A 21,911-nucleotide genomic window follows, 5' to 3' on the forward strand; every position below is an offset into this window, starting at 1 on the left:
TTCTACTTCCGCATTTTTCTAGAACGTGTTCTACTTTATTGAAGGTTGGCGGGCTATCAATGGAGGCGGAAGATCATGGGTCAGGTTCTGGACAATATCTCACAGTTCGCCGACGAGATCCGCGCCGACGGGGTCGAGGGTGACAAGCTGATGCGCTTGACGGACGGCAGCGCGAAGCGTTTGCGCGACTCCGGCGTCATCCGGATGTTGCAGCCGAAGGAGTTCGGTGGCCTCGAGGCGCATCCGCGTGAATTCGCCGAGACGGCAATGGCTATCGGTGCGATGGATGGTGCCACGGGCTGGGTCAGCGGCATCGTCGGTGTGCATCCGTGGGAGCTTGCGTTCTTCGACCGCAAGGCTCAGGAAGAGGTGTGGGGAACCGATCCCGATACGTGGATGGCGTCGCCGTATGCGCCGATGGGTGTGGCGAGGCCGGTCGAGGGTGGGTACATCCTCAACGGTCGTTGGTCGTTCTCGTCCGGTACCGATCATTGTGACTGGATCATGATCGGTGCGATGGTCGGTGACGAGTCCGGTAAGCCGTTGATGCCGCCGAAGATTCTGCACGTGCTGTTGCCGCGCTCCGATTACGACATCGACCAGGACAGCTGGAATGTCGTGGGCCTGCGCGGAACCGGGTCGAAGGATCTGATCGTCAAGGACGCGTTCCTGCCCACCTACCGCACGATCGACGCCGGAAAGGTTTTCGACGGGACGGCGTGGAAGGAAGCGGGTCGTACGGAGACGTTGTACAAGTTCCCGTTCTCGTGCATTTTCCCGTTGGGGATCACTTCGTCGTTGATCGGTATCGCCGAGGGTGCGTTGGCGTGCAACATGGCGGCGCAGCGTGAGCGGGTGACGGTCAGTGGTGTTCCGATCAAGGAAGATCCGTACGTGCTGTTCGCGATCGGTGAGGCGGCGGCCGAGATCGCTGCTTCTCGGGCTGCGATCTTGGAGACGGTGGATCGTTTCTGGGACATGACGGAGAAGGGGCAGGAAGTTTCGTTCGAGCTTCGTGCGATCGGTCGGCGTACGCAGACTGCTGCTGCGTGGCGGGCGGTGCGTGCGGTGGACGAGATCTTTGCTCGTTCCGGTGGTGGGGCTTTGCAGTTGAGCACGCCGATGCAGCGGTTCTGGCGTGATGCTCATGCCGGTTTGGCACATGCGATCCACGTACCTGGCTCCATTTTCCATGCGTCGACGCTCTCGCAGCTCGGTGGCGAGCCGAAGGGCATCCACAGGGCAATGATCTGAGCCGTCCTGGGGGCACCCGGAGGTGTCCCCATCGCGGTTTTCGTGGGGGTCGATGAGCATGTCGGTGAATCTGGTCGATGACCTCGGACTGTCCGCAGAACCCGCATCGGAGTGACGGCCAACGCGCAATGTGGGTTATAGGGCAAACACCGATAGGCTGGCGGTCATGGCTGAGTTCATTTACACGATGAAGAAGGTGCGCAAGGCGCACGGTGACAAGGTCATCCTCGATGACGTCACGATGAGCTTTTACCCCGGCGCGAAGATCGGTGTCGTCGGACCGAACGGCGCTGGTAAATCCAGCATCCTCAAGATCATGGCCGGACTGGACCAGCCGGGCAACGGCGAGGCATTCCTGGCTCCGGGCGCGACCGTCGGCATCCTCATGCAGGAGCCGGAGCTCGACGAGACCAAGACTGTTCGCGAGAACGTCGAGGACGGTCTCGGAGAGACGATGGTCCAGCTCAAGCGGTACAACGAGATCGCCGAGCTGATGGCTACGGATTACTCCGACGAGCTCATGGAAGAGATGGGCGAGCTGCAGGAGAAGCTCGATCACGCAGATGCGTGGGAGATCGACTCGCAGCTCGAGCAGGCTATGGACGCCCTGCGCTGCCCCCCGCCGGAAGAGATGGTCACCCACCTCTCCGGTGGTGAGAAGCGACGCGTTGCGCTCTGCAAGCTGCTGCTGAGCAAGCCCGACCTCCTGCTCCTCGATGAGCCCACCAACCACCTCGACGCCGAATCTGTCCTGTGGCTCGAGCAGCACCTCGCTGCTTACCCCGGCGCAATCCTCGCCGTGACTCACGATCGCTACTTCCTCGATCACGTCGCGCAGTGGATCTGTGAAGTCGACCGCGGACGCCTGTACCCGTACGAGGGCAACTACTCCACCTACCTGGAGCAGAAGGCTGCACGCCTCGAAGTTGCCGGCAAGAAGGATCAGAAGCTGCAGAAGCGCCTCAAGGACGAGCTCGCATGGGTTCGTTCCGGCGCCAAGGCCCGCCAGGCCAAGAACAAGGCTCGTCTCGATCGCTACGAGGAAATGGCGAACGAAGCCGAGAAGACGCGCAAGCTCGACTTCGACGAGATCCAGATCCCGGCACCGCCGCGCCTGGGTGACGTGGTCGTGGAGGTCTCGAACCTCGACAAGGGCTTCGACGGCCGCGTGCTGATCAAGGATCTCTCGTTCACGTTGCCGCGCAACGGAATTGTCGGCGTCATCGGCCCCAACGGCGTCGGTAAGACGACGCTGTTCAAGACCATCGTCGGTCTCGAGGAGCCTGACGCCGGTGAGGTCAAGATCGGTCAGACGGTCAAGCTGAGCTACGTCGACCAGAACCGTTCCGGAATCGACCCCAAGAAGACGGTCTGGGAGACCGTGTCGGACGGGCTCGATTTCATCGTCGTCGGCCAGACCGAGTTTCCCTCGCGTGCGTACATCAGCTCGTTCGGTTTCAAGGGTCACGATCAGCAGAAGCCGGCCGGCGTCCTCTCCGGTGGTGAGCGCAACCGCCTGAACCTGGCGATGACGCTCAAGCAGGGCGGCAACCTGATCCTGCTCGATGAGCCCACCAACGACCTCGACGTCGAAACCCTCGGCTCGCTGGAGAACGCTCTCGAAGAGTTCCCCGGCTGCGCCGTCGTGATCTCGCACGATCGCTGGTTCCTGGACCGGACCTGTACCCACATCCTTGCGTGGGAAGGTGGCTTCGGCGACAACGAGGCAGCCTGGTACTGGTACGAGGGCAACTTCGAGGGCTACGAGGCGAACAAGGTCGAGCGACTCGGCCCCGACGCCGCACGCCCGCACCGCGTCACTCACCGCAAGCTCACCAGGGACTGATCCGGTGTCCGACGTATACACAGCGCAGATCCAGGTCCGGTGGGGCGATTCCGACCGGTTGGGTCACGTCAACAACACGCGTTACGTCGAGTACATGCAGGAAGCGCGCATCCAGTTCCTGGAAGCGAAACTGGCGCCGCTCGGCGGCCGGCCGGGATACCTCGTGGTTCGAAAGATGACCGTCGAGTTCCTCAAGCCGGTCACCGATCGGTCCGGTCCCTTGAATGTGGAGATCTTCACGACTCACGTCGGGACTTCCTCGTTCACGGTTCGGCACGTCATCCGTGACAACGCGGGTGTCGAATGCGCTTTCGGCGACGCGTTGATGGTCGGATTCGACACGGTGTCCGAAAAGTCCAGACCGCTGGCGGACAGCGAACGCGCGGTGCTCGAAGCATCGCTTGTTCAGATGACGACATCGTAGATTTCGTTTCTCAGTTCACCCTAGGTACTGGTTGCCGCGGCTAGTCTCGAGTCAGAGATTGGTCGCGGCGATCAGAACCCACAAGGATGTGAGCCAGGAATGACAGACCGTGTACGGCAGCAGGGCACAGGCCTCGACGAAGCGACGTTGTTGACGCGTCTTCGCGAGGCCTTTTTCACGCATATCGACGAGGGTGACAGCGACGACGTCATCAACGGTCGATCGGATCGAGTCCTGCTCGCGCATCTTGCGCTCGGGAGGCAGCGGACCCCGGGCACGGCCGTATGGCGTGTGTACCGCCCGTCAGGATCCGAGGGTCTCGGCGCTGCCGTCCAGATCGTCACCGACGACATGTCGTTGCTCGTCGAGTCCGTTACCGCGATGCTCAACCGACAAGGTGTGGGAATCAGTCAATTCGCCCATCCGATCCTGACGGTTGAACGCGATGACTCGGGCAATCTGATGTCCTTGGGCGACAGCGGTATCCAAGAATCCTGGATGCACGTCCAGTTGGACTCCGAAGTCGAGGATTCCGCTCTCGACGCGATCGAAGCACACCTCGGCAAGGTGCTCGCGGACGTCCGCCAGGTGGTTGGTGACACCCCGGACATGAAGGCATTGCAACTGCGCGTTGCCGACGAGTTGGAGAGTGCTGCAGAAACTGCCTCCGGGAGGATCACCCCCGAAGAATTCTCCGATACCGCTCGGCTGCTGCGGTGGATGGCGGACGGAAACTATGCCGTGCTCGGATACCGGCGATTCGAGGGTACGAAGGACGGTTCACGCACGGTCGCCGGCAGCGGGCTCGGCGTGCTGCGCTCCGACGCGGTCACCGAAGGCCCGATGAGTTTGCCTCCCGTCGCAGATCTCCCGGATCGACCGCTTCTGGTCCTGACGCAGGGATCGTTCCCCGCCACGGTGCACCGCGCTGTCTACCCGTACTTCGTGGGTGTCTCGATCCTCGACGACGAGGGAAACATCGTGGGGGAGCACAGATTCCTGGGTGTGTTCACCGTGGTCGCACTCCACGAGAACGTCCTCGCGATTCCTCTGATCGAGCGCCGCGTTCGCGAAGTCATCGCGCGTGCCGGTGTCGACCTGCATTCGTACTCCGGTCAGGCGATGCTCGAGGTCATCCAGTCGTTCCCACGCACCGAGTTGTTCTCGAGCGACGCCGAGACCTTGTTCGAGACCGTCCACGCCGTGCACAGCATCGGGCTGCGTCGACAGGTGCGACTCTTTGTCCGCGAGGACACGTTCGGACGCTTCGTGTCCTGCTTGGTGTACCTACCCCGCGACCGGTACACGACGCGGGTGCGACTGGCGATGCAAAACCTGCTGTGGCGCGAATTCGGACCAGGCACAGTCGATTACACCGCCCGGGTTACCGAGAACGATCTTGCGCTGTTGCACGTGACGATCCGGCGCGATCCGGACAGTGAGCCGGTTCATCTGGATGTCTCCGAGGCCAACCGCGAGCGAGTTCAGGCTCTGTTGACCGAAGTCAGTCGTAGCTGGGACGACCGCATCAACGACCTTGTTCGTGAAAGTCCGGGTGTGGATCCGGAACTGGTGCAGCGGTATTCGCGGGTGCTTCCCGATGGATACAAGGAGGACTTCGAACCGTCACGCGCGTTGGCCGACATCGCCCGACTCGAGGCGTTGGCGCCAGGCGCGATCGACGTACTGCTCTATCGTGCTGTGGACTCCGCGCCCGGTGCCTGGCGCTTCACGCTCTTCGTCGGCGGCGACGGTATCTCGTTGAGCCAGGTGCTACCGGTGCTGCAGTCACTCGGCGTCGAAGTTCTCGACGAGCGGCCGCACGTCGTGCAGCGACTCGACGGCGTTCAGTGCTGGATCTACGATTTCGGATTGTCGGTACCGGCGGATCTTCGGGCGTCGGTCGAGATCGACCTCGATGCGCAGGTGCCGCTCGAGACCAGTACCGCCCCGCTGACCGAGGTCCAGAAGCGATTCACGGCTGCATTCGGTGCAGTCTGGTTCGGCCGGGCCGAAGCTGACCGATTCAACGAGTTGGTGCTGCGGGCCGGAATGTCCTGGCGGCAAGCCGTGGTGCTGCGTGCTTACGCAAAGTATCTGCGCCAGGCCACATTTCCGTACAGTCAGTTCCACATCGAAGGAATCGCGCTTACACACCCGCAGACCGCGTTTGCATTGGTGCAGTTGTTCGAGGCGATGTTCGACCCCGAGAAGCAGGACGACATTCGCGTCGCCGAATTGGACGAGCAGTTGCGTGCGTCCATCGACGAGGTACTCAGCTTGGATGCCGATCGCATTCTGCGTGGAATGTTCTCCTTGGTGAAGGCGACCTTGCGTACCAATTTCTACGTCGTCGACGCCGATGGCCGCTCTCGCGACTACCTGTCGGTCAAGCTCGATCCCTCACGGATCAGCGAGTTGCCCAAGCCGCGGCCGGCTTTCGAGATCTACGTGTACTCACCCGAGGTCGAAGGCGTCCACCTGCGATTCGGCGCAGTCGCGCGCGGCGGGCTCCGCTGGTCCGACCGGCGCGAGGATTTCCGCACCGAGGTGCTCGGCTTGGTGAAGGCTCAGGCCGTCAAGAACGCGGTGATCGTGCCGGTCGGCGCCAAGGGCGGCTTCGTCGTGAAGAATCCGCCTCTGCCGACGGGTGATCCGGCCGTTGATCGAATGGCGACGCTGGAAACCGGCAAGGCCTGCTACACCACGTTCATCTCCGGATTGCTCGACATCACCGACAACGTGCACGCGGCTACCGGCGAAGTTGTGACGCCGGATCGAGTGGTGCGCAAGGACGATCAGGATCGCTACCTGGTGGTCGCCGCGGACAAGGGCACGGCGACGTTCTCGGATCTCGCCAATTCGGTTGCCGCCAAGTACGACTTCTGGCTCGGCGACGCGTTTGCCTCCGGTGGCTCCGTGGGATACGACCACAAGGGCATGGGTATCACCGCTCGCGGCGCCTGGGAAAGCGTCAAGCGGCACTTCCGCGAACTCGGGGTCGACACGCAGACCGAGGATTTCACGACGGTAGGCGTCGGCGACATGAGCGGAGACGTGTTCGGCAACGGAATGCTCCTCAGTCGGCACATCCGTCTGGTGGGCGCGTTCGACCATCGACACATCTTCCTCGATCCGAACCCGGATGCAGCGAGCTCGTTCGTCGAACGTCAACGACTTTTCGAGTTGCCACGGTCGTCATGGGCCGACTACGACAAGAGCCTGATCAGTGAAGGTGGCGGCGTCTGGGACCGCACGGTCAAGTCGGTTCCGATCGCCGAAAGCGTCCGGATCGCACTGGGTCTGGCCGAGGGGGTCACGAAGCTCTCGCCGCCGGAATTGATGCAGGCGATTCTGTCGGCACCGGTGGATCTGCTGTGGAACGGCGGAATCGGTACATACGTCAAAGCGTCGACCGAGACCAATGCGCAGGTTGGCGACAAGAGTAACGACGCCGTGCGTGTCGACGGTCAAGATCTGCGGGTCAAGGTGATCGGGGAGGGCGGCAACCTCGGCGTCACTGCTCTGGGAAGAATCGAGTTCAGCGCCAGCGGCGGTCACATCAACACCGACGCCATCGACAACTCGGCCGGCGTCGACTGCTCCGATCACGAAGTGAACATCAAGATTCTTCTCGATTCGCTCGTGCGTTCGCAGTTACTGCCCACGCAGGAACGGAATCCGTTGCTGGCGTCGATGACCGACGACGTGGCGGCGCTGGTGTTGGCGGACAACATTGCTCAGAACGCGCTGCTCGGAATCTCCCGCGTGACCGCTTCTCAGATGCTCGGTGTTCACCGCCGTCAGTTGACGGATCTGACCAAGGCACGTGGCCTTGACCGCAAGCTCGAGGCGTTGCCGACCGACAAGGAGATCGAGCGTCGACTCGAGGCCGGTATGGGTCTGACGTCGCCGGAATTGGCGACGCTGACGGCGCACGTGAAGCTTTCACTCAAGGACGATCTGCTCGCAACCGAGTTGCCGGACAACGATTTCTTCGCCCAGCAGATCCCGCAGTACTTCCCGACCGCTGTTCGCGATCGGTTCGAAACGGAGATCAAGGCACACCCGTTGCGGCGGCAGATCGTCGCGACGATGCTCGTGAACGAAGTGATCGACAACGGCGGAATCACGTACGCCTACCGCTTGGCCGAGGAGACCGGAGCGAGCAGTACGGACTCGATCCGTGCCTACGCCGCTGTGCGAGAGGTGTTTGCGCTCGACGAGGTGTGGTCGCGAATCCGCTCGGCGGGCGTCAGTGCAGAGATCGAAAACGAGTTGATCGTTGAGTCGTGCCGCTTGCTCGACCGCGCGTCGCGGTGGTTCCTGGCCAATCGGCCCCAGCCGATCGCCGTCGGCGCCGAGGTTGCGCGTTACTCGGCGGCGTATCGGGCTACGGCACCTCTGGTCCCGGGGCTGCTTGCGGGCCATCAACTCGACGATCTGCTGGTGCGGGCTCAATCGGTGATCGATCGCGGGGCTCCGGAAGCGTTGGCGCTGGACGTGTTCCGACTGCTGGATGTCTACTGCCTGCTCGACATCGCGGATATCGCCGACATCGCAGATCACGACATCACCGAAGTCGCGGAGCTGTATTACGCCTTGGACGCGCATCTGGGAATCGACTGGTTGCTGAGCGCGGTCTCGGGACTCGAGCGCGGCGATCGTTGGCACTCGCTCGCTCGGCTCGCGTTGCGAGACGACCTCTACAGTTCGCTGCGGCAGTTGACGATGGAGGTTCTGGCCGGCGGCGAGCCGGGGGAGTCGCCGCAGGAGAAGATCGACGAATGGGAGTCGACCAACGCCTCGCGGCTGAGTCGGGCGAGGGCAGCTCTCGTCGAGATCTTCGAGTCTGGGACGCTTGACCTCGCGACGCTCTCGGTGGCGGCGCGTCAGGTTCGTAGCATGGTGCGCAGCATGGGCACCCGATCGGAGGTAGGACGTTGAGCGAAGGATTCCACGCCGAAGTTGTGGTTCGGTGGTCCGACATGGATGCCTTCCAGCACATCAACCACGCACGGATGGTGACGTTGCTCGAAGAGGCGCGGATTCCTTGGTTGTTCGAAGACTCGCGCCCGACGGTCACCCTGCGTGACGGGGCCGTGATTGCCGATCTCCATGTGCGGTACCGCGGCCAACTGCGGCACGACGATTCGCCGCTCGACGTCTTCATGTGGGTGGAAAAGGTGCGCGCGGTGGACTTCACCATCGCGTACGAGGTTCGCCCCCGCGGTGCGGATCTCAGTGTCCCGCCGTCCATCGTGGCGTCGACTCAGATCGCGGCCTTCGATATCGACACTCAACGTTTGCGTCGCCTCAGCGGGCCCGAGCGCGAGTACTTGGAGAGCTGGCAACGTGCATGAACGTGTACTGACCGTGCCCGAGGAGGCCGAGCGAAAGAACTTGGCCGGCTTCATCGGTCATGCCTTGCGTTTGGACGAGTCCACGGTCATCCGGATGCGTCGACGCGGAGATGCTCACCTGAGCGTTTGGGCGTCAACGGGTTTCGACGCTCTCGCTACGCGAACCGTGGCGGGCACCATCAACCCTGACGACACCTCGGCTGCCGGCGATCAGTTGCTCTCGGCGGTGGAGCAGGCGACAAGTGAGCTGATCGATCCGGGGTTCGCCATGGATTCGGCGTGGCGTGGGGCGTTGCCGCCGATGGACGGCTTCGAGCACCTGGACGACGTACCCGCCCGGGTGCTGATCGAACTGGCGCAGCGGGGCAACGCCTTGGCACTGGAGCATGGAAGTAGTCACGGTCCGCCGGCGTCGTTGCTCGATCAGGACGTGCTCGAGGTCAGTGGTCCGTCCGGCACGGTCGGGATCTCGATGCGGGTTATTTTTGCCTTGACCGCAATGGGATTCGTTCCGCACGCCGGGTCCGAGGCGATGACCGCCGACATCGACCTCGAGCAGATCGACGCCTCGGAACTGGTGCGGGTGCGGGCGAGCAAATCCTGGGTGCGGCTCGATGCACGGTTCGGTTCGATCTACCGTCACCGCGGTGGTTCGATACCGCTGATGGTCGCACGATAGGAGTTACAGGTGGCGGGTGCGGTGTTCTCTCAGATCAGCCACGCCGCAGCGTTGACGGGTAGTTGACCGTCGACGAGTGGCGCGCTGCTCAACAGCAGCTGCCCGTTCGGCAGTGCGATCGGCACCTCCGTGGTGTTGAGAGCACAGATCAGACCACCGCGTCGACGGAAAGCGAGGCAGCCGGGGGGACTGCCGTACCAATCGATGTCGGCGCCGGAGAACTCCGGCCTGGCGCTACGGAGTTCGAGGGCGGCGCGATAAAGCGAGAGCATCGAGTCGACGTCCTCGATCTGCGCCTCCACCGTGAGTGTCGACCACTCGCGTGGCATCGGCAACCAGGTGCTCGCACCGGTGGTGAATCCGAACGGGGGTTCGCTTCCTTCCCACGGAAGGGGCACTCGGCAGCCGTCGCGTCCTCGCTCGGCATGTCCGGATCGTTCCCAGACCGGGTCCTGTAGTGCCTCGTCGGGCAGGTCGACGTTCGGCAGGCCGAGTTCGGCTCCGTTGTAGATGAAGCTCGCGCCCGGAAGCGCCAGTTCGACGAGGATCATCGCCCGTGCGCGTTGGGTTCCGATCTCACCCCCGCCGTAGCGCGTGACTTCACGTTCGACGTCGTGATTCGACAGCGTCCACGTGGGCACACCCCCGACCTCGGCGACGGCCGCAAGAGAGTTCTCCACGGCCTCCCGGACGGACTCGGCGGAGAATTCGGTTTCTGCAAGTCGGAAGTTGAATCCGAGATGCAGTTCGTCTGGCCGGATGTATTCGCCGAACTTCTGGTTGTCCTTCACCCAGATCTCGCCGACGGTCATCGCCTCCGGGAACTCGTCCATGACCTTGCGGATGCCGCGGTGGATTTCGTGAACTGCCGGGTTGTTGAACCGCGGGTCGTCGTCGGAATTGCGCATGAGCTCGTTGAGCTCCCAGTCGTGGTCCGGCAAACCGTCGGGCTTGGCCATTCCGTGGGCCACGTCGATGCGGAATCCGTCGATTCCGCGCTCGAGCCAGAACCGCAGAGTCTTGGCGAGGTCGTCGAAGACCTCGGGGTTGTCCCAGTTCAGGTCGGGCTGTTCCTTGGCGAAGATGTGCAGGTACCACTGGCCGGGTGTTCCGTCGGCTTCGGTGACGCGGGTCCACGCCGGGCCGCCGAAGATGCTCGGCCAGTTGTTCGGCGGTTCGTTGCCGTTCTCACCTTTGCCGTCTCGGAAGATGTAACGGGATCGCTCCGCAGAACCGGGCGCCGACGCCAGGGCTGCCTTGAACCACTCGTGCTGATCACTCGTGTGGTTCGGGACCAGGTCCATCGTGACCTTGATTCCGCGTTCGTGGGCTGACGTGATCAGTGAATCCATCGTCGCCAGATCGCCGAACAAGGGATCGATGTCGCGAGGATCCGAGACGTCGTAGCCGTGGTCTGCCATCGGTGACTTCATCACCGGGCTCAACCAGATTGCATCGATGCCGAGCAGTTCGAGGTAGCCGAGTTTCTCCTCGACTCCGCCGAGGTCGCCGATACCGTCGCTGCCCGAATCGGCAAAAGAACGCGGATAGATCTGATAGAAGACCGCCTCGTTCCACCACGGGGCTTCGGGCCGGCTTACAGAGGACGAATCCGCGGGGGTGCTCACAGCAGTTCATAGTGCCAAACGTCTGGCACTCTCACGACTTGGACACGGCAAAAGCGTGACTCTTTACCTAGCCTTGGTGTACTTTGCATTCACGCGGTGACACCATGTGGCAACTTTGGTGTTACTGCCGGGGGAGAAGTATTCGGGAATTCAACCAAGGGGGCTTGGCCTTGACTTTGTCGGCAATCGAAGCGGTCAGTTTGGATCATGTACTGCTCGAAGATGATCCGATCAACCGCGACTGGATAATCTTCGGCACACCGGTTGCACGGTCGGCGCAATGGTCGGCGAGTAAAGACGGGACCACGACTACACACGTCTGGGATTGCACGAAGGGGCGCTTCCGCTGGTACTTCCACGCGGACGAAATCGTGCACATCATCGAAGGGTCGGTCACCGTTCAGGCCGACGGAATCGCCGAGCGAACCCTGAGTGTCGGCGATGCCGCACTCTTCCGTGCGGGCAGTTGGTCGGAGTGGGAGGTCGAAGAGTACGTGCGCAAGCATGCAATCTTGAGTTCGCCCCTGCATCCCACGGTGTCGTTCGGGGTACGAGCAGCCCGCCGGGTCGCGCGCGTGTTCAGGCCGAAGGCTGAGTAGACGGTCAGATAGCGGAGTTCACCATGGACGCGGCAGCCATCTCCATGTAGTCGATCAACTGCTTGCGGTGCACCGGGCTAAGAGTCTTCTCGTCGATGGACGCGATGGCGACGTGCATGCACCGCAGCCACGCATCACGCTCGATCGGGCCGATCACGAATGGATTGTGGCGCATCCGCAGACGCGGGTGTCCACGCTCCTCCGAGTACGTGTGCGGTCCGCCCCAGTACTGCTCGAGGAACATCCGCATCCGCCGCTCGGCCGGGCCGAGGTCGGCCTCGGGGTAGAGCGGGCGTACAACCTCGTCCTTCGCGACTTCTTCGTAAAATCGCGCGGTGAGCTTGTGAAACGTCTCGGCTCCGCCGACGGCGTCGTAGAAGGTCTGCTGCACGTCGTGCTGTACGTCATTCATGGCAAGTTCCATTGTGCCTGACGGCCGTAGTGGTCGGTTTCCGGGTCGACGACGGTTGTATCGAGTCGGAGTGCGTACCCATTCACCGGAAATTCACCGGCCGTCCTGGCAATTTTGTTCGAAATGGGAGTGCGTAACGCGATCATCCGTGGTCAACTTGGGGGCAGTCTCCCGGAGGTCGTATGAAGAACCGACATGCTGCACGCAATCACCGACAACTCCAGCCCACTAGCGCGCGGAACGACCACGCGTTAGGGGCTGTTCTGGAAGTTGTTCCTGACGGGTTCGCGCACACTGCTGACCCACTCTTTTCCGACGAGCATTCTCACCTCGAGATGTTCCCTCCCGATCGCGTCGTCCCCGAGTGGGTGAAACGTCGGGTGCTACTGCTCAACGTCACGTACGAACCGCTGACCGCCCTTCCTGCCAGGCGCGCGGTCGTACTGATGGCCTGCGGCAAGGCCGATACCGTTCACGAGGACGAACAGGGCCCGGTAGTCCATTCCGCGGACTGGTCGGTGCAGGTTCCCTCGGTCATTCGATTGCGCACCTACGTGCGCGTTCCGTATCGCGCCCGCATCCCCATGACTCGTGCCGCGCTGATGCATCGTGACCACTTCCGATGTGCGTACTGCGGAGCCAAAGCCGAAACCATCGACCACGTCGTTCCTCGCAGCAGAGGTGGCGGGCATTCGTGGGAGAACTGCGTCGCGTGCTGTGCCCCCTGCAATCACCGCAAGGCCGACAAGATGCTCAGCGAACTCGGATGGACCCTCCGTGCGGAATTGGTCCCGCCGTCCGGACCTCACTGGCGTCTGCTCGCGGCGACCAAGGAATTGCATCCGGCGTGGATGCCTTATCTCGGCGTGGGCGCAGCCTGAGCTATGTGTCGGCGTGGGCGCAGCCTGAGCAATGTGTCGGCGTGGGCGCAGCCTGAATTGAGTTCTAGCGTCACCGAAACGAAATTGCCCGAGAATTTGTGGCCCTGACGCTTTCCTTCCTGGCGTTCTGGGCTACGTTATCTGGTGTGAGCATTCTCGAGGTAGTACTGATATACGTTGGGATTCCGGCCTTGATCACCGCGTTCTTCGCGGCTGCGTCCTTCCTCGGGAAGAAGACGCCGGGACCGGTTCCGCCGGCGTTCCATCTCGGTGAGTCGTGGGATCACGCTCCCGTGCTGTGGAGTGCTGTCGACGAGGTCACCGTTCGCGGTGGCCATCACGGCAGTGCACACGCAATCGAAGCCGGTTCGGCTGATCTGATCGGAGGGTCCGCAAGTGGCAAGTGGTGATCATTCGACCGCGCTCGCAGTAGCGCCCGAGGACCTGCCCGTCGGCAGCGTCGTCACGTCCAGTGGACGCGTATCCGGTGTGCATCGCATCGGCGAGCCGTTCACCGACGATCTTCCGTTCGAGACCATGGATCTGGTCGCGCTCGACGTCGCGATGACCGAAGCGACGCGGGCCACCAAGGTGCGGTTCAACGCGTACGTCGGTGATCTCGGTTCTGATCCGGCAGCGGGTGCCGACGCATTGTTCCCGACCACGCCCGAAGCCGAGCGTTCCGTCCTGATCGCCGTTTCGCCCAACCAGCGCACCGTCGAGGTTCGCAGCGGTCGGGCAATCGCCGATCGGGTCACCGATCGTGTTACCCAGCTCGGAGCAACGGCAGCTGTTGCATCCTTCAGTGAAGGCAATCTGATCGACGGACTGATCAGTGCCATCCGCGTTATGGCAGCCGCAATTTCAGCGCCGTAACTGTTTGTCAGACACAGGCCGGTGCCCGCGTCGATTCGTGAGAATCGACGCGGGCACCGGCCTTTCGCATGTCAGCTCGCGTCGAACTTTCGTGCTGCGAGTGAACGAACCACGCCGGCCTGGCCTTCGACGACCAGGCGACGCAACGCGGGAGGGATGTCGCCTTCGAGGAACCGGTCTGCTGCCGCTACGGATTCGTCCGAGATCGACCACGACGGGTACAGCCCGATGACGACGGTCTGTGCCACTTCGCTCGAGCGTCGTTCCCACACCGCCGCGATATCGGCGAAGTAGCGGGAGACGAAGGGCTCGAGCAATTCGTCCTGGCCTTCGCGAGCGAACCCGCCGATGATCGATCGCGCGGTGATGTTGGGCACGGAGTCGTCGCCGACGACCTTCGCCCAGACCTCTTCCTTGACAGCGGCCTGCGGACGTCCGGCCGCGGCCGCCGCGGCTTGACGAGCGCCCGCAGCGGTCGGGTCACGCTGAGCTTCGGCGTCGATGAACGGAGTTGTGGTTCCTTCGGCGTCGATCTCACCGGCGGCCGCGAGTGCCCCGACGATGCGCCAGCGCAGGTCCGTGTCGACGATCAGGCCGTCGAGCCCAACGGTGGAGGGATCGGCGTCGAGCAATTCGCGCAGTACCTCGGTGTGCCACGGGGAGAGTGCTGCGCCGGTGAGTGCGTTGACGAATGCCAGCTGGTGGTCGGACCCGGCCTCTGCCTCACGTGCGAGCTCGAGCAACCGATTGGCGAAGCTCGCCGCGCCTTCGGCCTCGGCCCAGGTCGGATCTGCGAAGAAGCCGATGGCGGTTTGGGCTTGGAGCAAGAGACGTTGCACCACACCGACTTCGGTCTCCGAACTGATGCCGCGCTCGACCAGCGCGACGAAGTCGCGTGCCTTCAGTTCGGCTTGACGGGTCATTTCCCACGCCGCCGACCAGACCAGGGTGCGGGGGAGTGAGTCGGTGATGTCGCCGACCCGCTCGATCGCCGTCGCCAACGATTCGGGATCGAGTCGCACGGAGCCGTAGGTGAGATCGTCGTCGTTGACCAACACGAGTGCACCGCGGGCGACGCCGACAAGTTCGGGGACATCCGTGCTTTCCACAGCATCGAGGTCGAGTTCGACGCGATGGCTTCGTACCAACTTGCCGTCGACGTCGTCGTAGATTCCGATGGCGATCCGGTGGATTCGACGCTCCCCGGCGCCTGGTGCAGCACCGTCCTGCAGGACGGCGAAGCGGGTGAACTTTCCGTCTGCGTCGACATCGAAGTCGGGGCGCAGGATGTTCAAACCGGTGGTCTTGAGCCACTGCCGACCCCAGTCGGAAAGGTCACGGCCCGAGGACTTTTCGAGTGAGCCCAGCAGATCGTCGAAGGTTGCGTTTCCGAATGCGTGCTCACGGAAGTACTCACGCAGTCCGGCGAGGAACGGCTCGAGTCCGACGTATGCCACCAACTGCTTGAGGACGCTGGCGCCCTTCGCGTACGTGATGCCGTCGAAGTTCACCTCGACGGCGGCCAGGTCCGGAATGTCCGCGGCAATCGGGTGCGTCGACGGCAACTGGTCCTGGCGGTACGCCCACGACTTCTCGACGTTGGCGAACGTCGTCCAGGCGTTCGCGTACTCCGTGGCCTCGGTCTGGCACAGGACCGAAGCGAAGGTCGCGAACGACTCGTTGAGCCACAGGTCGTCCCACCACGCCATCGTGACGAGGTCGCCGAACCACATGTGCGCCATTTCGTGCAGGACCGTTTCGGCACGACGCTCGTACGAGTAGCGGGTCACCTTGGAACGGAAGACGTAGTCCTCGAGGAATGTCACGGCGCCGGCATTCTCCATCGCGCCCGCATTGAATTCGGGGACGAAGAGCTGGTCGTACTTGCCGAAAGCATAGGGAACACCGAAGTTGCGGTGGTAGAAGTCGAATCCCTGCTTGGTCTCGGTGAACAGTCGCTCCTCGTCCATGAACTCGGCCAGCGAAGCGCGGCAGAAGATTCCGAGCGGGATGTCGCCGTGCTCGTCGGAGTAGTTGTCGGTCCACTGCGCGTAGGGACCGGCGATGAGCGCCACCAGGTACGTGCTCATCTTCGGGGTGGTCCTGAAGACGTGCTTGCCTGGATCGGCGGCAAGGGTCTCGACGACCGCGGAGTTGGAGATGACCTTCCACGACGTGGGAGCGGTGACGCGGACGTCGAACGTGGCCTTGAGATCAGGCTGATCGAAGCACGCGAACATGCGCTTGGCGTCGGCCGTCTCGAACTGTGAATAGAGGTAGACGGAGTCATCGGTCGGATCGACGAATCGGTGCAGTCCCTCGCCGGTGTGGGAGTAGATGCAATCGGCCTCGATGACCAACTCGTTGTCGGCAGCGAGGTCGGGCAGGCTGATGCCCGTCGACTCGTCGTAGCCGGAGACGTCGAGCGCGGTGCCGTTGAGGACCGCGGAATGGACTCTGGCCGCGACGATGTCGATGAAGCTGCTTGCTCCGGCCGTGGCGGTGAACGTGACGGTGGTCTTCGAGGAGAACGTCTCCTCGCCGGGTGCGTCTTTGCCGTCGGTGAGATCGAGTTCGATCAGGTAGTTCTCGACGGTCAGGATTGCTGACCGTTGCGCTGCGGTTTCGCGTGTCAGGTTCGGTGCGACCACAAAGATCTCCTCGTAGATGGTGCGGATCTATTACGTCCATCCCATCACGAAGAGAACGACTTCACTCAAGCGGACACTTCTGCCAGCGGAATCTCCGGGTCGGCCAACCGCTCCGGATCGACGGGACGCGAAGACGCGACCAATTCCTTGATGGCGTCACCGGCATCCCAGATGTTCACGTTCATGCCGGCGAGCACCTTGTTCGCGGAATCGAGCCAGAATGCCAGGAACTCGCGCTTGTCGACGTCGCCGCGAGTGACGACACGGGAGTAGCCGCCGTGCGGTGCGTGACCTACGTATTCCATTCCGAGGTCGTACTGATCGGTGAAGAAATACGGCATGCGTACGTACTCGGCGGGCCGTCCCAACATGGTCTCTGCGGCCGTCTCGGGTTGGTTGAGTGCGTTTGCCCAGTGCTCCACCCGAATTCGTGCATTCAGAATCGGATGCTGTGCGGCCGCGATGTCACCCACTGCGACCACGTCGGGGTCGCTGCTCTGCAGACCGGCGTCGACGAGAACCCCGTTCTCGACGTCGATACCCGCCTCCGATGCCAACTCGGTGTTCGGCAATGCGCCGACAGCGATCAACACGGCGTCGGCCGGAATCACGGTTCCATCGATCAAAGTGACGCCCGAGGCGTGACCGCCGTCGACAGAGATTGCGGTGACGTCCGTGCCGGTGCGTAAGTCCACCCCGTTCTGGCGGTGCAGTGCGGCGAAGACCTCACCCATTTCCGGGCCGAGGGTCGATTCGAGCGGAAGTCCGGCATGCTCGAGCACGGTGACGTCGACGTCGAAACCGCGAGCCGACGCGGCAATTTCGAGGCCGATCCAGCCGGCACCGATCACGACGAGCTTCTTGTCGGCGGCCAGGGTGCGCAGCAGCGCGGCGGCCTGATCGACTGTTCGCACGTAGTGAACGCCCTCGGCGTCGGATCCCGGGATGTCGAGGCGCCGCGACCGCGAACCGGTGGCCAAGGCGAGCTTGTCGTAGCTGATCGTGGAACCGTCCGGAAGTGACACGGTGTGCGCAGCGGGGTCGATGGCCGTTGCCGTCGTTCCCGGGCGAAGATCGACGCGATGGTCGCGAAACCACTCGCCGTCGTGGACGGTGAATTCGGGGAGTGTCTTCTTGCCGGCGAAGAACTCTTTCGACAGCGGCGGACGCTCGTACGGGAGGTGGTCTTCTTCACTCAATACGGTGATCTCACCGTCGAAATCTCTGTCACGCAGGGCTTCTGCGATCTTTGCGCCCGCGAGCCCGCCGCCGACGATCACGAATCTCCGGTTGGTGCTCATTACTGAACCACTCCTTCGTACTCGTTTCTTTTCGACACTACTGCGATCGGGAGGTGGTTCGGGGGAAAGCGCGGGAAGGATTGCGGGTTCATGATTGTTGGCAGAACGGGAGTATGTCCCCGAACTGATATGACCTGACCGACATGAACTGATAGGGAGTTTCTTCGTGAGCGCAACCTCGAGCAAGACCACGGACACTGCTGACTTCTGGTTCGATCCGCTCTGCCCGTGGTGCTGGATCACCTCACGCTGGATTCTCGAGGCCCAGCAGGTACGCGACATCGAGGCCAAGTTCCACGTGATGAGCCTTGCGGTTCTCAACGAGGGCCGTGACCTTCCCGACGAGTACCGGGAGATGATGACCAAGGCCTGGGGCCCGGTCCGTGTCGCCATCGCTGCAGCGCAGCTGAAGGGTGACGAGATCCTGCTGCCGCTGTACACGGCTATGGGGACGAAGATTCACAACGAGGGCAACAAGGACTTCGCCGACGTCATCAAGTCGTCCCTCGCCGAGGTCGGCCTGCCACCTGAACTGGCCGAGGCCGCCGACACCGACAAGTACGACGAGGCTCTGCGCGAGAGCCACCACAAGGGCATGGACGCCGTCGGACCCGACGTCGGAACCCCGACGATCCATGTCAACGGTGTGGCGTTCTTCGGCCCCGTGCTCTCACGCATCCCGCGCGGCGAGGACGCAGGCAAGGTGTGGGACGGCGCAGTCGCGCTGGCCGGCTACCCCCACTTCTTCGAGCTCAAGCGGACCCGCAACGAGGATCCTCAGTTCGACTGAGCGGCAGTGAGCGCCGGATTTCGGTAGAGCTGACCCGGCCGGAAGAACAGATGCCCTGGGTGCGTGCGGTTGCGAAGCGCAGCCGCACGCCAGGTCAGCACCGGATGCGACGACAAGATGTTGACGAACCACGGGAAAAACCCGGATTCGAGTGTCGCCCGATCGGCCAGTTCGTCGAACCCGACCAGACCCACCAGATACTTTCCCGCGCCGAGGACGCCCATCGCGCCCGGTGCACCCTGCGGACGCATGTGAAAGCCGAAGTTGTCCGCCGTGTACTCCATGGAACGCGACAGCGAAGACCCGATCACCGGAATGTAGTTCGACGCGAACTGTCCCCACTGGCGCCAGTACGACGCATGCCCGGCAGCGATGTGGCCGACCTCGTGGCCGATGATGAATGCGAGCGCATCGGGCTCGCGTGCCTGCCCACCGACTTCGAACAGGTCGCTGTAGACGACGACGAAACGGCGAAATCCGTGCCCCGACGCGAACGCGTTGATCCGTCCGTTCCCCAGCACGACGTAGGCATCCGGCGGAGTTTTCATGCCGAATCGTGCCGCAGCCTCGGCAACCAGCTGATACCCCTCCGGAAACTGTGAAGGCGTCATCTTGATTCCGTTGACCTGTTGCGATCCGTACAGCTGACCTCGCGCGAGGAACAGCAGGATCGGAGCCGCGAGCACCACGAGGATCCACGTCGACAGATCACCCGCAGCGATCAGAACGATCGCCACCACATAAGTGACGACCGTCGTCAGCACCGCGAGCACGAGTAGCGGGATTTCCCACGGGTGGCGAACGGCGTCACTGCCCGGTGACACACGAACGGCGGGTGCAGCGGCCTGGCCGTTGACGGGGTACATGGGCACCACGATAGGTGTGCTCGCGCGGTGATGCGTGTTCCTGAAAGTGTGACGTCGACCCGGGTGCGCCCGGCTGGTCGGGCCTGAGAGAATTGTCGCCATGCGCGTATACCTGGGTGCCGACCATGCCGGATTCGAACGTAAGAACGAGATCATCGAACACCTGAAAGCGAACGGCCACGAGGCCATCGACTGTGGTGCTCACGAGTACGACGCCGTGGACGACTACCCGGCTTTCTGCATCGAAGCCGCAAAGCGCGTCGTCGCCGACGAAGGCAGCCTGGGAATCGTCCTGGGTGGCAGTGGCAACGGCGAGCAGATCGCAGCGAACAAGGTTCCCGGCGCACGGTGCGCCCTCGCTTGGAGCGTCGAAACGGCGAAGCTGGCACGTGAGCACAACAACGCTCAGCTGATCGGCATCGGCGGGCGTATGCATTCCCTCGAGGAATCGCTTGCCATCGTCGACGCTTTCCTCGCCACCGCATGGTCGGGTGAAGAGCGCCACCAGCGTCGTATTGACATCCTGTCCGAGTACGAGAAGACCGGCGTCGCACCGGCTCTGCCGCAAGCCTGATCCGAAAGTTGTTCCGTGCCTGAAGGTCATACCCTGCACCGGCTGGCACGGTTGCATGCCCGCAAGTTCGTCGGTTCACCGGTCCGCGTCCTCAGTCCGCAAGGCAGATTCGCCGAGGACGCGCGCCTGGTGGACGGACACGTACTCACGTCCTCGGATGCCTGGGGAAAGCACCTCTGGCACACGTACGACAACGGTCTGACAGTTCACGTACACCTCGGGTTGTACGGAAAGTTCACCGACGCCGCCCTGCCGATGGAAGAACCGGTAGGCCAGGTCCGGATGCGAATGGTCGGTGCCGACTTCGGCACCGACCTTCGTGGTCCCACCGCCTGCGAAGTCCTGCTACCTCCTCAGGTCGCCGCGATCGAGGCCAGACTCGGGCCGGACCCACTGCGCCGCGACGCGGATCCAGAGAAGGCCTGGTTGCGAATCTCCAAGTCCAAGACGGCAATCGGCGCCCTGCTGATGGACCAGGCGGTCCTGGCGGGTGTCGGCAACGTCTATCGCGCCGAACTTCTCTTTCGTCACGGAATCAACCCTGAACGACCGGGGAATCTCGTCTCTCACGGCGAGTGGACCGCCATGTGGGCAGACCTAGTCGAATTGATGAAAGTCGGCGTCAGGCGGGGGAAGATGCACGTCGTTCGCGCCGAGCACGACAACGGAGATCCGGCGTACGCGAAGGATCGTCCGCGTACCTATGTCTACAGAAGAGCAGGATCGCCGTGCCGCGTGTGCGGCACACCGATCCTGCATTCCGTCATGAAGGCGCGAAACCTGTTCTGGTGCCCGGTGTGTCAGTCGGCTTAGAAGTCGAAGCCGCCGAAGTCCCCACCACCACCGAAGTCCCCGAAGTCGCTGCCCTCACCGTCGTAGCCGCCGTCTGCGGTGTAATCCGTGTTGTCCATACTTCCTTGGTCCGCACCGGAATCACCGGCGTCCATGCCCTGATCGCCGGAGTCGCCGGCTCCCGTATCGGCGCCGGGATCGCCACCCTGGGCGAAAGCTTCTGCGCCGTAAGGAACCCCGGCCATGCCGGAGAACATGGTCGAGAACAGCATCATCGAACCCAGACCCCAGGCGCCGGCGACGAGGGCAGGCTTCCACCAGGGTTCGGAGTACCAGCCGGCCGGGACCGGGCGTCCGGCGACTCGGCCACCGGGGTAGTAGTTGGGTGTGTGCGACGACGGATTGGGTGATGCGGCGACCTTGCGGCCCTCGAATTCGACCTCACGGTCTTCGGTGACCGAACCGGCAGCCTTCTGTCCGTCGATGGAAGGAACTTCCGGTCCCGGATCCATGCCCATCGCCACCCGTGCCGCGCGGATGTAGTAAAGCCCTTCCAGTGCAGTCTGTTTCGCGAGACGTGCTTGGACCGGCGTTGCGGCCTGATCGATCTGCGAGCCTGCGGCGTTGTACCGTTCGGCCGCGTCGGCGAGGGCTTGGCGCGACGCGTCGTCACTGCCGGTCAGGTTGTAGACCTGACCGCCGAGGCGTTCGATCGACTGCCGGGCATCGGCTTTCGCATCGTCGAGTTGTGTTGCGCTGTGGCCGGAACCGCGTTGCTGGCTTTTCATGACCAGGAATACGACTACGGCCAGAACGACGAGTATGAGAAGAATCGTGGTCACGTGGCCTCCCGAGCAGAATCGATCCGGACAACTCCAGGATACGTACCGCAGGGGAGTGGTCTGAGTGGACAAAGTCGGAATACAAAAGATCCGCACCGGCTGGGCCGATGCGGATCTTTTGTGGAGTTTCCCT

At 62.8% G+C, this 21,911-nt stretch carries 19 protein-coding genes; 13 read left to right on the forward strand and 6 right to left on the reverse strand.

From position 1 onward, the window contains the following. Positions 1-75 precede the first annotated feature (75 nt). The 6 genes from ABIE52_RS03645 to ABIE52_RS03670 all read left to right on the forward strand — a co-directional run bounded on the left by ABIE52_RS03645 (position 76) and on the right by ABIE52_RS03670 (position 9,566). Positions 76-1,254 (forward strand): acyl-CoA dehydrogenase family protein, encoded by a 1,179-nt coding sequence (locus ABIE52_RS03645; RefSeq protein WP_192712946.1) that lies wholly within the window; start codon positions 76-78, stop codon positions 1,252-1,254. 166 nt (positions 1,255-1,420) lie between these two features. Further along, entirely contained in the window at positions 1,421-3,100 is a 1,680-nt protein-coding gene (gene ettA / locus ABIE52_RS03650) for an energy-dependent translational throttle protein EttA (protein WP_007730925.1), read from the forward strand. A gap of 4 nt (positions 3,101-3,104) precedes the next feature. Beyond that, entirely contained in the window at positions 3,105-3,524 is a 420-nt protein-coding gene (locus ABIE52_RS03655; RefSeq protein ID WP_003944475.1) for an acyl-CoA thioesterase, read from the forward strand. Positions 3,525-3,623: 99 nt separating this feature from the next. Then, positions 3,624-8,471 (forward strand): NAD-glutamate dehydrogenase, encoded by a 4,848-nt coding sequence (locus ABIE52_RS03660; RefSeq protein WP_192712947.1) that lies wholly within the window; start codon positions 3,624-3,626, stop codon positions 8,469-8,471. Further along, the gene (locus ABIE52_RS03665) at positions 8,468-8,887 is read left to right on the forward strand and encodes an acyl-CoA thioesterase (protein WP_003944573.1); all 420 of its coding nucleotides are present in this window, start codon (positions 8,468-8,470) and stop codon (positions 8,885-8,887) included. The genes ABIE52_RS03660 and ABIE52_RS03665 overlap by 4 nt, the downstream gene beginning before the upstream one ends. Then, on the forward strand, positions 8,880-9,566 hold the full coding sequence (locus ABIE52_RS03670) for a DUF8010 domain-containing protein (protein WP_007730934.1): 687 nt from the start codon (positions 8,880-8,882) through the stop codon (positions 9,564-9,566). Before ABIE52_RS03665 ends, ABIE52_RS03670 begins: the two co-directional genes overlap by 8 nt. A 29-nt stretch (positions 9,567-9,595) precedes the next feature. Here the strand turns inward: ABIE52_RS03670 and ABIE52_RS03675 are convergent, their stop codons facing one another. Further along, complete coding sequence (locus ABIE52_RS03675; RefSeq protein ID WP_007730939.1) at positions 9,596-11,194, reverse strand: glycoside hydrolase family 13 protein; 1,599 nt, start codon at positions 11,192-11,194, stop codon at positions 9,596-9,598. Positions 11,195-11,364: 170 nt separating this feature from the next. On the opposite strand from ABIE52_RS03675, the gene ABIE52_RS03680 reads away from it, so the two are divergent. Beyond that, on the forward strand, positions 11,365-11,793 hold the full coding sequence (locus ABIE52_RS03680) for a cupin domain-containing protein (RefSeq protein ID WP_256938606.1): 429 nt from the start codon (positions 11,365-11,367) through the stop codon (positions 11,791-11,793). A gap of 4 nt (positions 11,794-11,797) precedes the next feature. On the opposite strand, the gene ABIE52_RS03685 is transcribed toward ABIE52_RS03680, so the two are convergent. After that, positions 11,798-12,205: a globin gene (locus tag ABIE52_RS03685; RefSeq protein WP_003944464.1), complete on the reverse strand. Its 408-nt coding sequence runs from the start codon at positions 12,203-12,205 to the stop codon at positions 11,798-11,800. A gap of 182 nt (positions 12,206-12,387) precedes the next feature. Here ABIE52_RS03685 and ABIE52_RS03690 point away from each other — a divergent pair, with 182 nt between their 5' ends. From ABIE52_RS03690 to ABIE52_RS03700, 3 genes are all read left to right on the forward strand, one after another. Next, complete coding sequence (locus ABIE52_RS03690) at positions 12,388-13,086, forward strand: HNH endonuclease (protein WP_003944465.1); 699 nt, start codon at positions 12,388-12,390, stop codon at positions 13,084-13,086. A gap of 146 nt (positions 13,087-13,232) precedes the next feature. Further along, positions 13,233-13,496, forward strand: a complete 264-nt coding sequence (ctaJ, locus tag ABIE52_RS03695) for an aa3-type cytochrome oxidase subunit CtaJ (RefSeq protein WP_007730943.1) — start codon at positions 13,233-13,235, stop codon at positions 13,494-13,496. After that, positions 13,483-13,962, forward strand: coding sequence for a DUF5130 domain-containing protein (locus tag ABIE52_RS03700; RefSeq protein ID WP_003944512.1), 480 nt, complete (start codon positions 13,483-13,485; stop codon positions 13,960-13,962). Before ctaJ ends, ABIE52_RS03700 begins: the two co-directional genes overlap by 14 nt. A 71-nt stretch (positions 13,963-14,033) precedes the next feature. Here the strand turns inward: ABIE52_RS03700 and pepN are convergent, their stop codons facing one another. Then, the gene (pepN, locus tag ABIE52_RS03705) at positions 14,034-16,613 is read right to left on the reverse strand and encodes an aminopeptidase N (RefSeq protein WP_192712949.1); all 2,580 of its coding nucleotides are present in this window, start codon (positions 16,611-16,613) and stop codon (positions 14,034-14,036) included. 65 nt (positions 16,614-16,678) lie between these two features. After that, positions 16,679-17,914 (reverse strand): NAD(P)/FAD-dependent oxidoreductase, encoded by a 1,236-nt coding sequence (locus tag ABIE52_RS03710; protein ID WP_007730948.1) that lies wholly within the window; start codon positions 17,912-17,914, stop codon positions 16,679-16,681. 166 nt (positions 17,915-18,080) lie between these two features. On the opposite strand from ABIE52_RS03710, the gene ABIE52_RS03715 reads away from it, so the two are divergent. Next, a complete protein-coding gene (locus tag ABIE52_RS03715) occupies positions 18,081-18,704 on the forward strand; it encodes a DsbA family oxidoreductase (RefSeq protein ID WP_003944541.1) in 624 nt (207 codons plus the stop codon). Here the strand turns inward: ABIE52_RS03715 and ABIE52_RS03720 are convergent. Further along, positions 18,692-19,570, reverse strand: a complete 879-nt coding sequence (locus ABIE52_RS03720; protein WP_192712950.1) for a M48 family metallopeptidase — start codon at positions 19,568-19,570, stop codon at positions 18,692-18,694. The two genes, ABIE52_RS03715 and ABIE52_RS03720, sit on opposite strands and share 13 nt — an antisense overlap. Before the next feature lie 100 nt (positions 19,571-19,670). On the opposite strand from ABIE52_RS03720, the gene ABIE52_RS03725 reads away from it, so the two are divergent. Further along, entirely contained in the window at positions 19,671-20,144 is a 474-nt protein-coding gene (locus ABIE52_RS03725) for a ribose-5-phosphate isomerase (protein ID WP_003944571.1), read from the forward strand. A gap of 15 nt (positions 20,145-20,159) precedes the next feature. Then, positions 20,160-20,957: an Fpg/Nei family DNA glycosylase gene (locus ABIE52_RS03730; protein ID WP_003944531.1), complete on the forward strand. Its 798-nt coding sequence runs from the start codon at positions 20,160-20,162 to the stop codon at positions 20,955-20,957. On the opposite strand, the gene ABIE52_RS03735 is transcribed toward ABIE52_RS03730, so the two are convergent. After that, on the reverse strand, positions 20,954-21,724 hold the full coding sequence (locus tag ABIE52_RS03735; protein WP_065352974.1) for a hypothetical protein: 771 nt from the start codon (positions 21,722-21,724) through the stop codon (positions 20,954-20,956). The genes ABIE52_RS03730 and ABIE52_RS03735 overlap by 4 nt on opposite strands. Positions 21,725-21,911: the final 187 nt, after the last annotated feature.

Source organism: Rhodococcus sp. OAS809, from assembly GCF_040546695.1.
GTDB classification, from domain to species: Bacteria; Actinomycetota; Actinomycetes; order Mycobacteriales; family Mycobacteriaceae; genus Rhodococcus_F; species Rhodococcus_F qingshengii.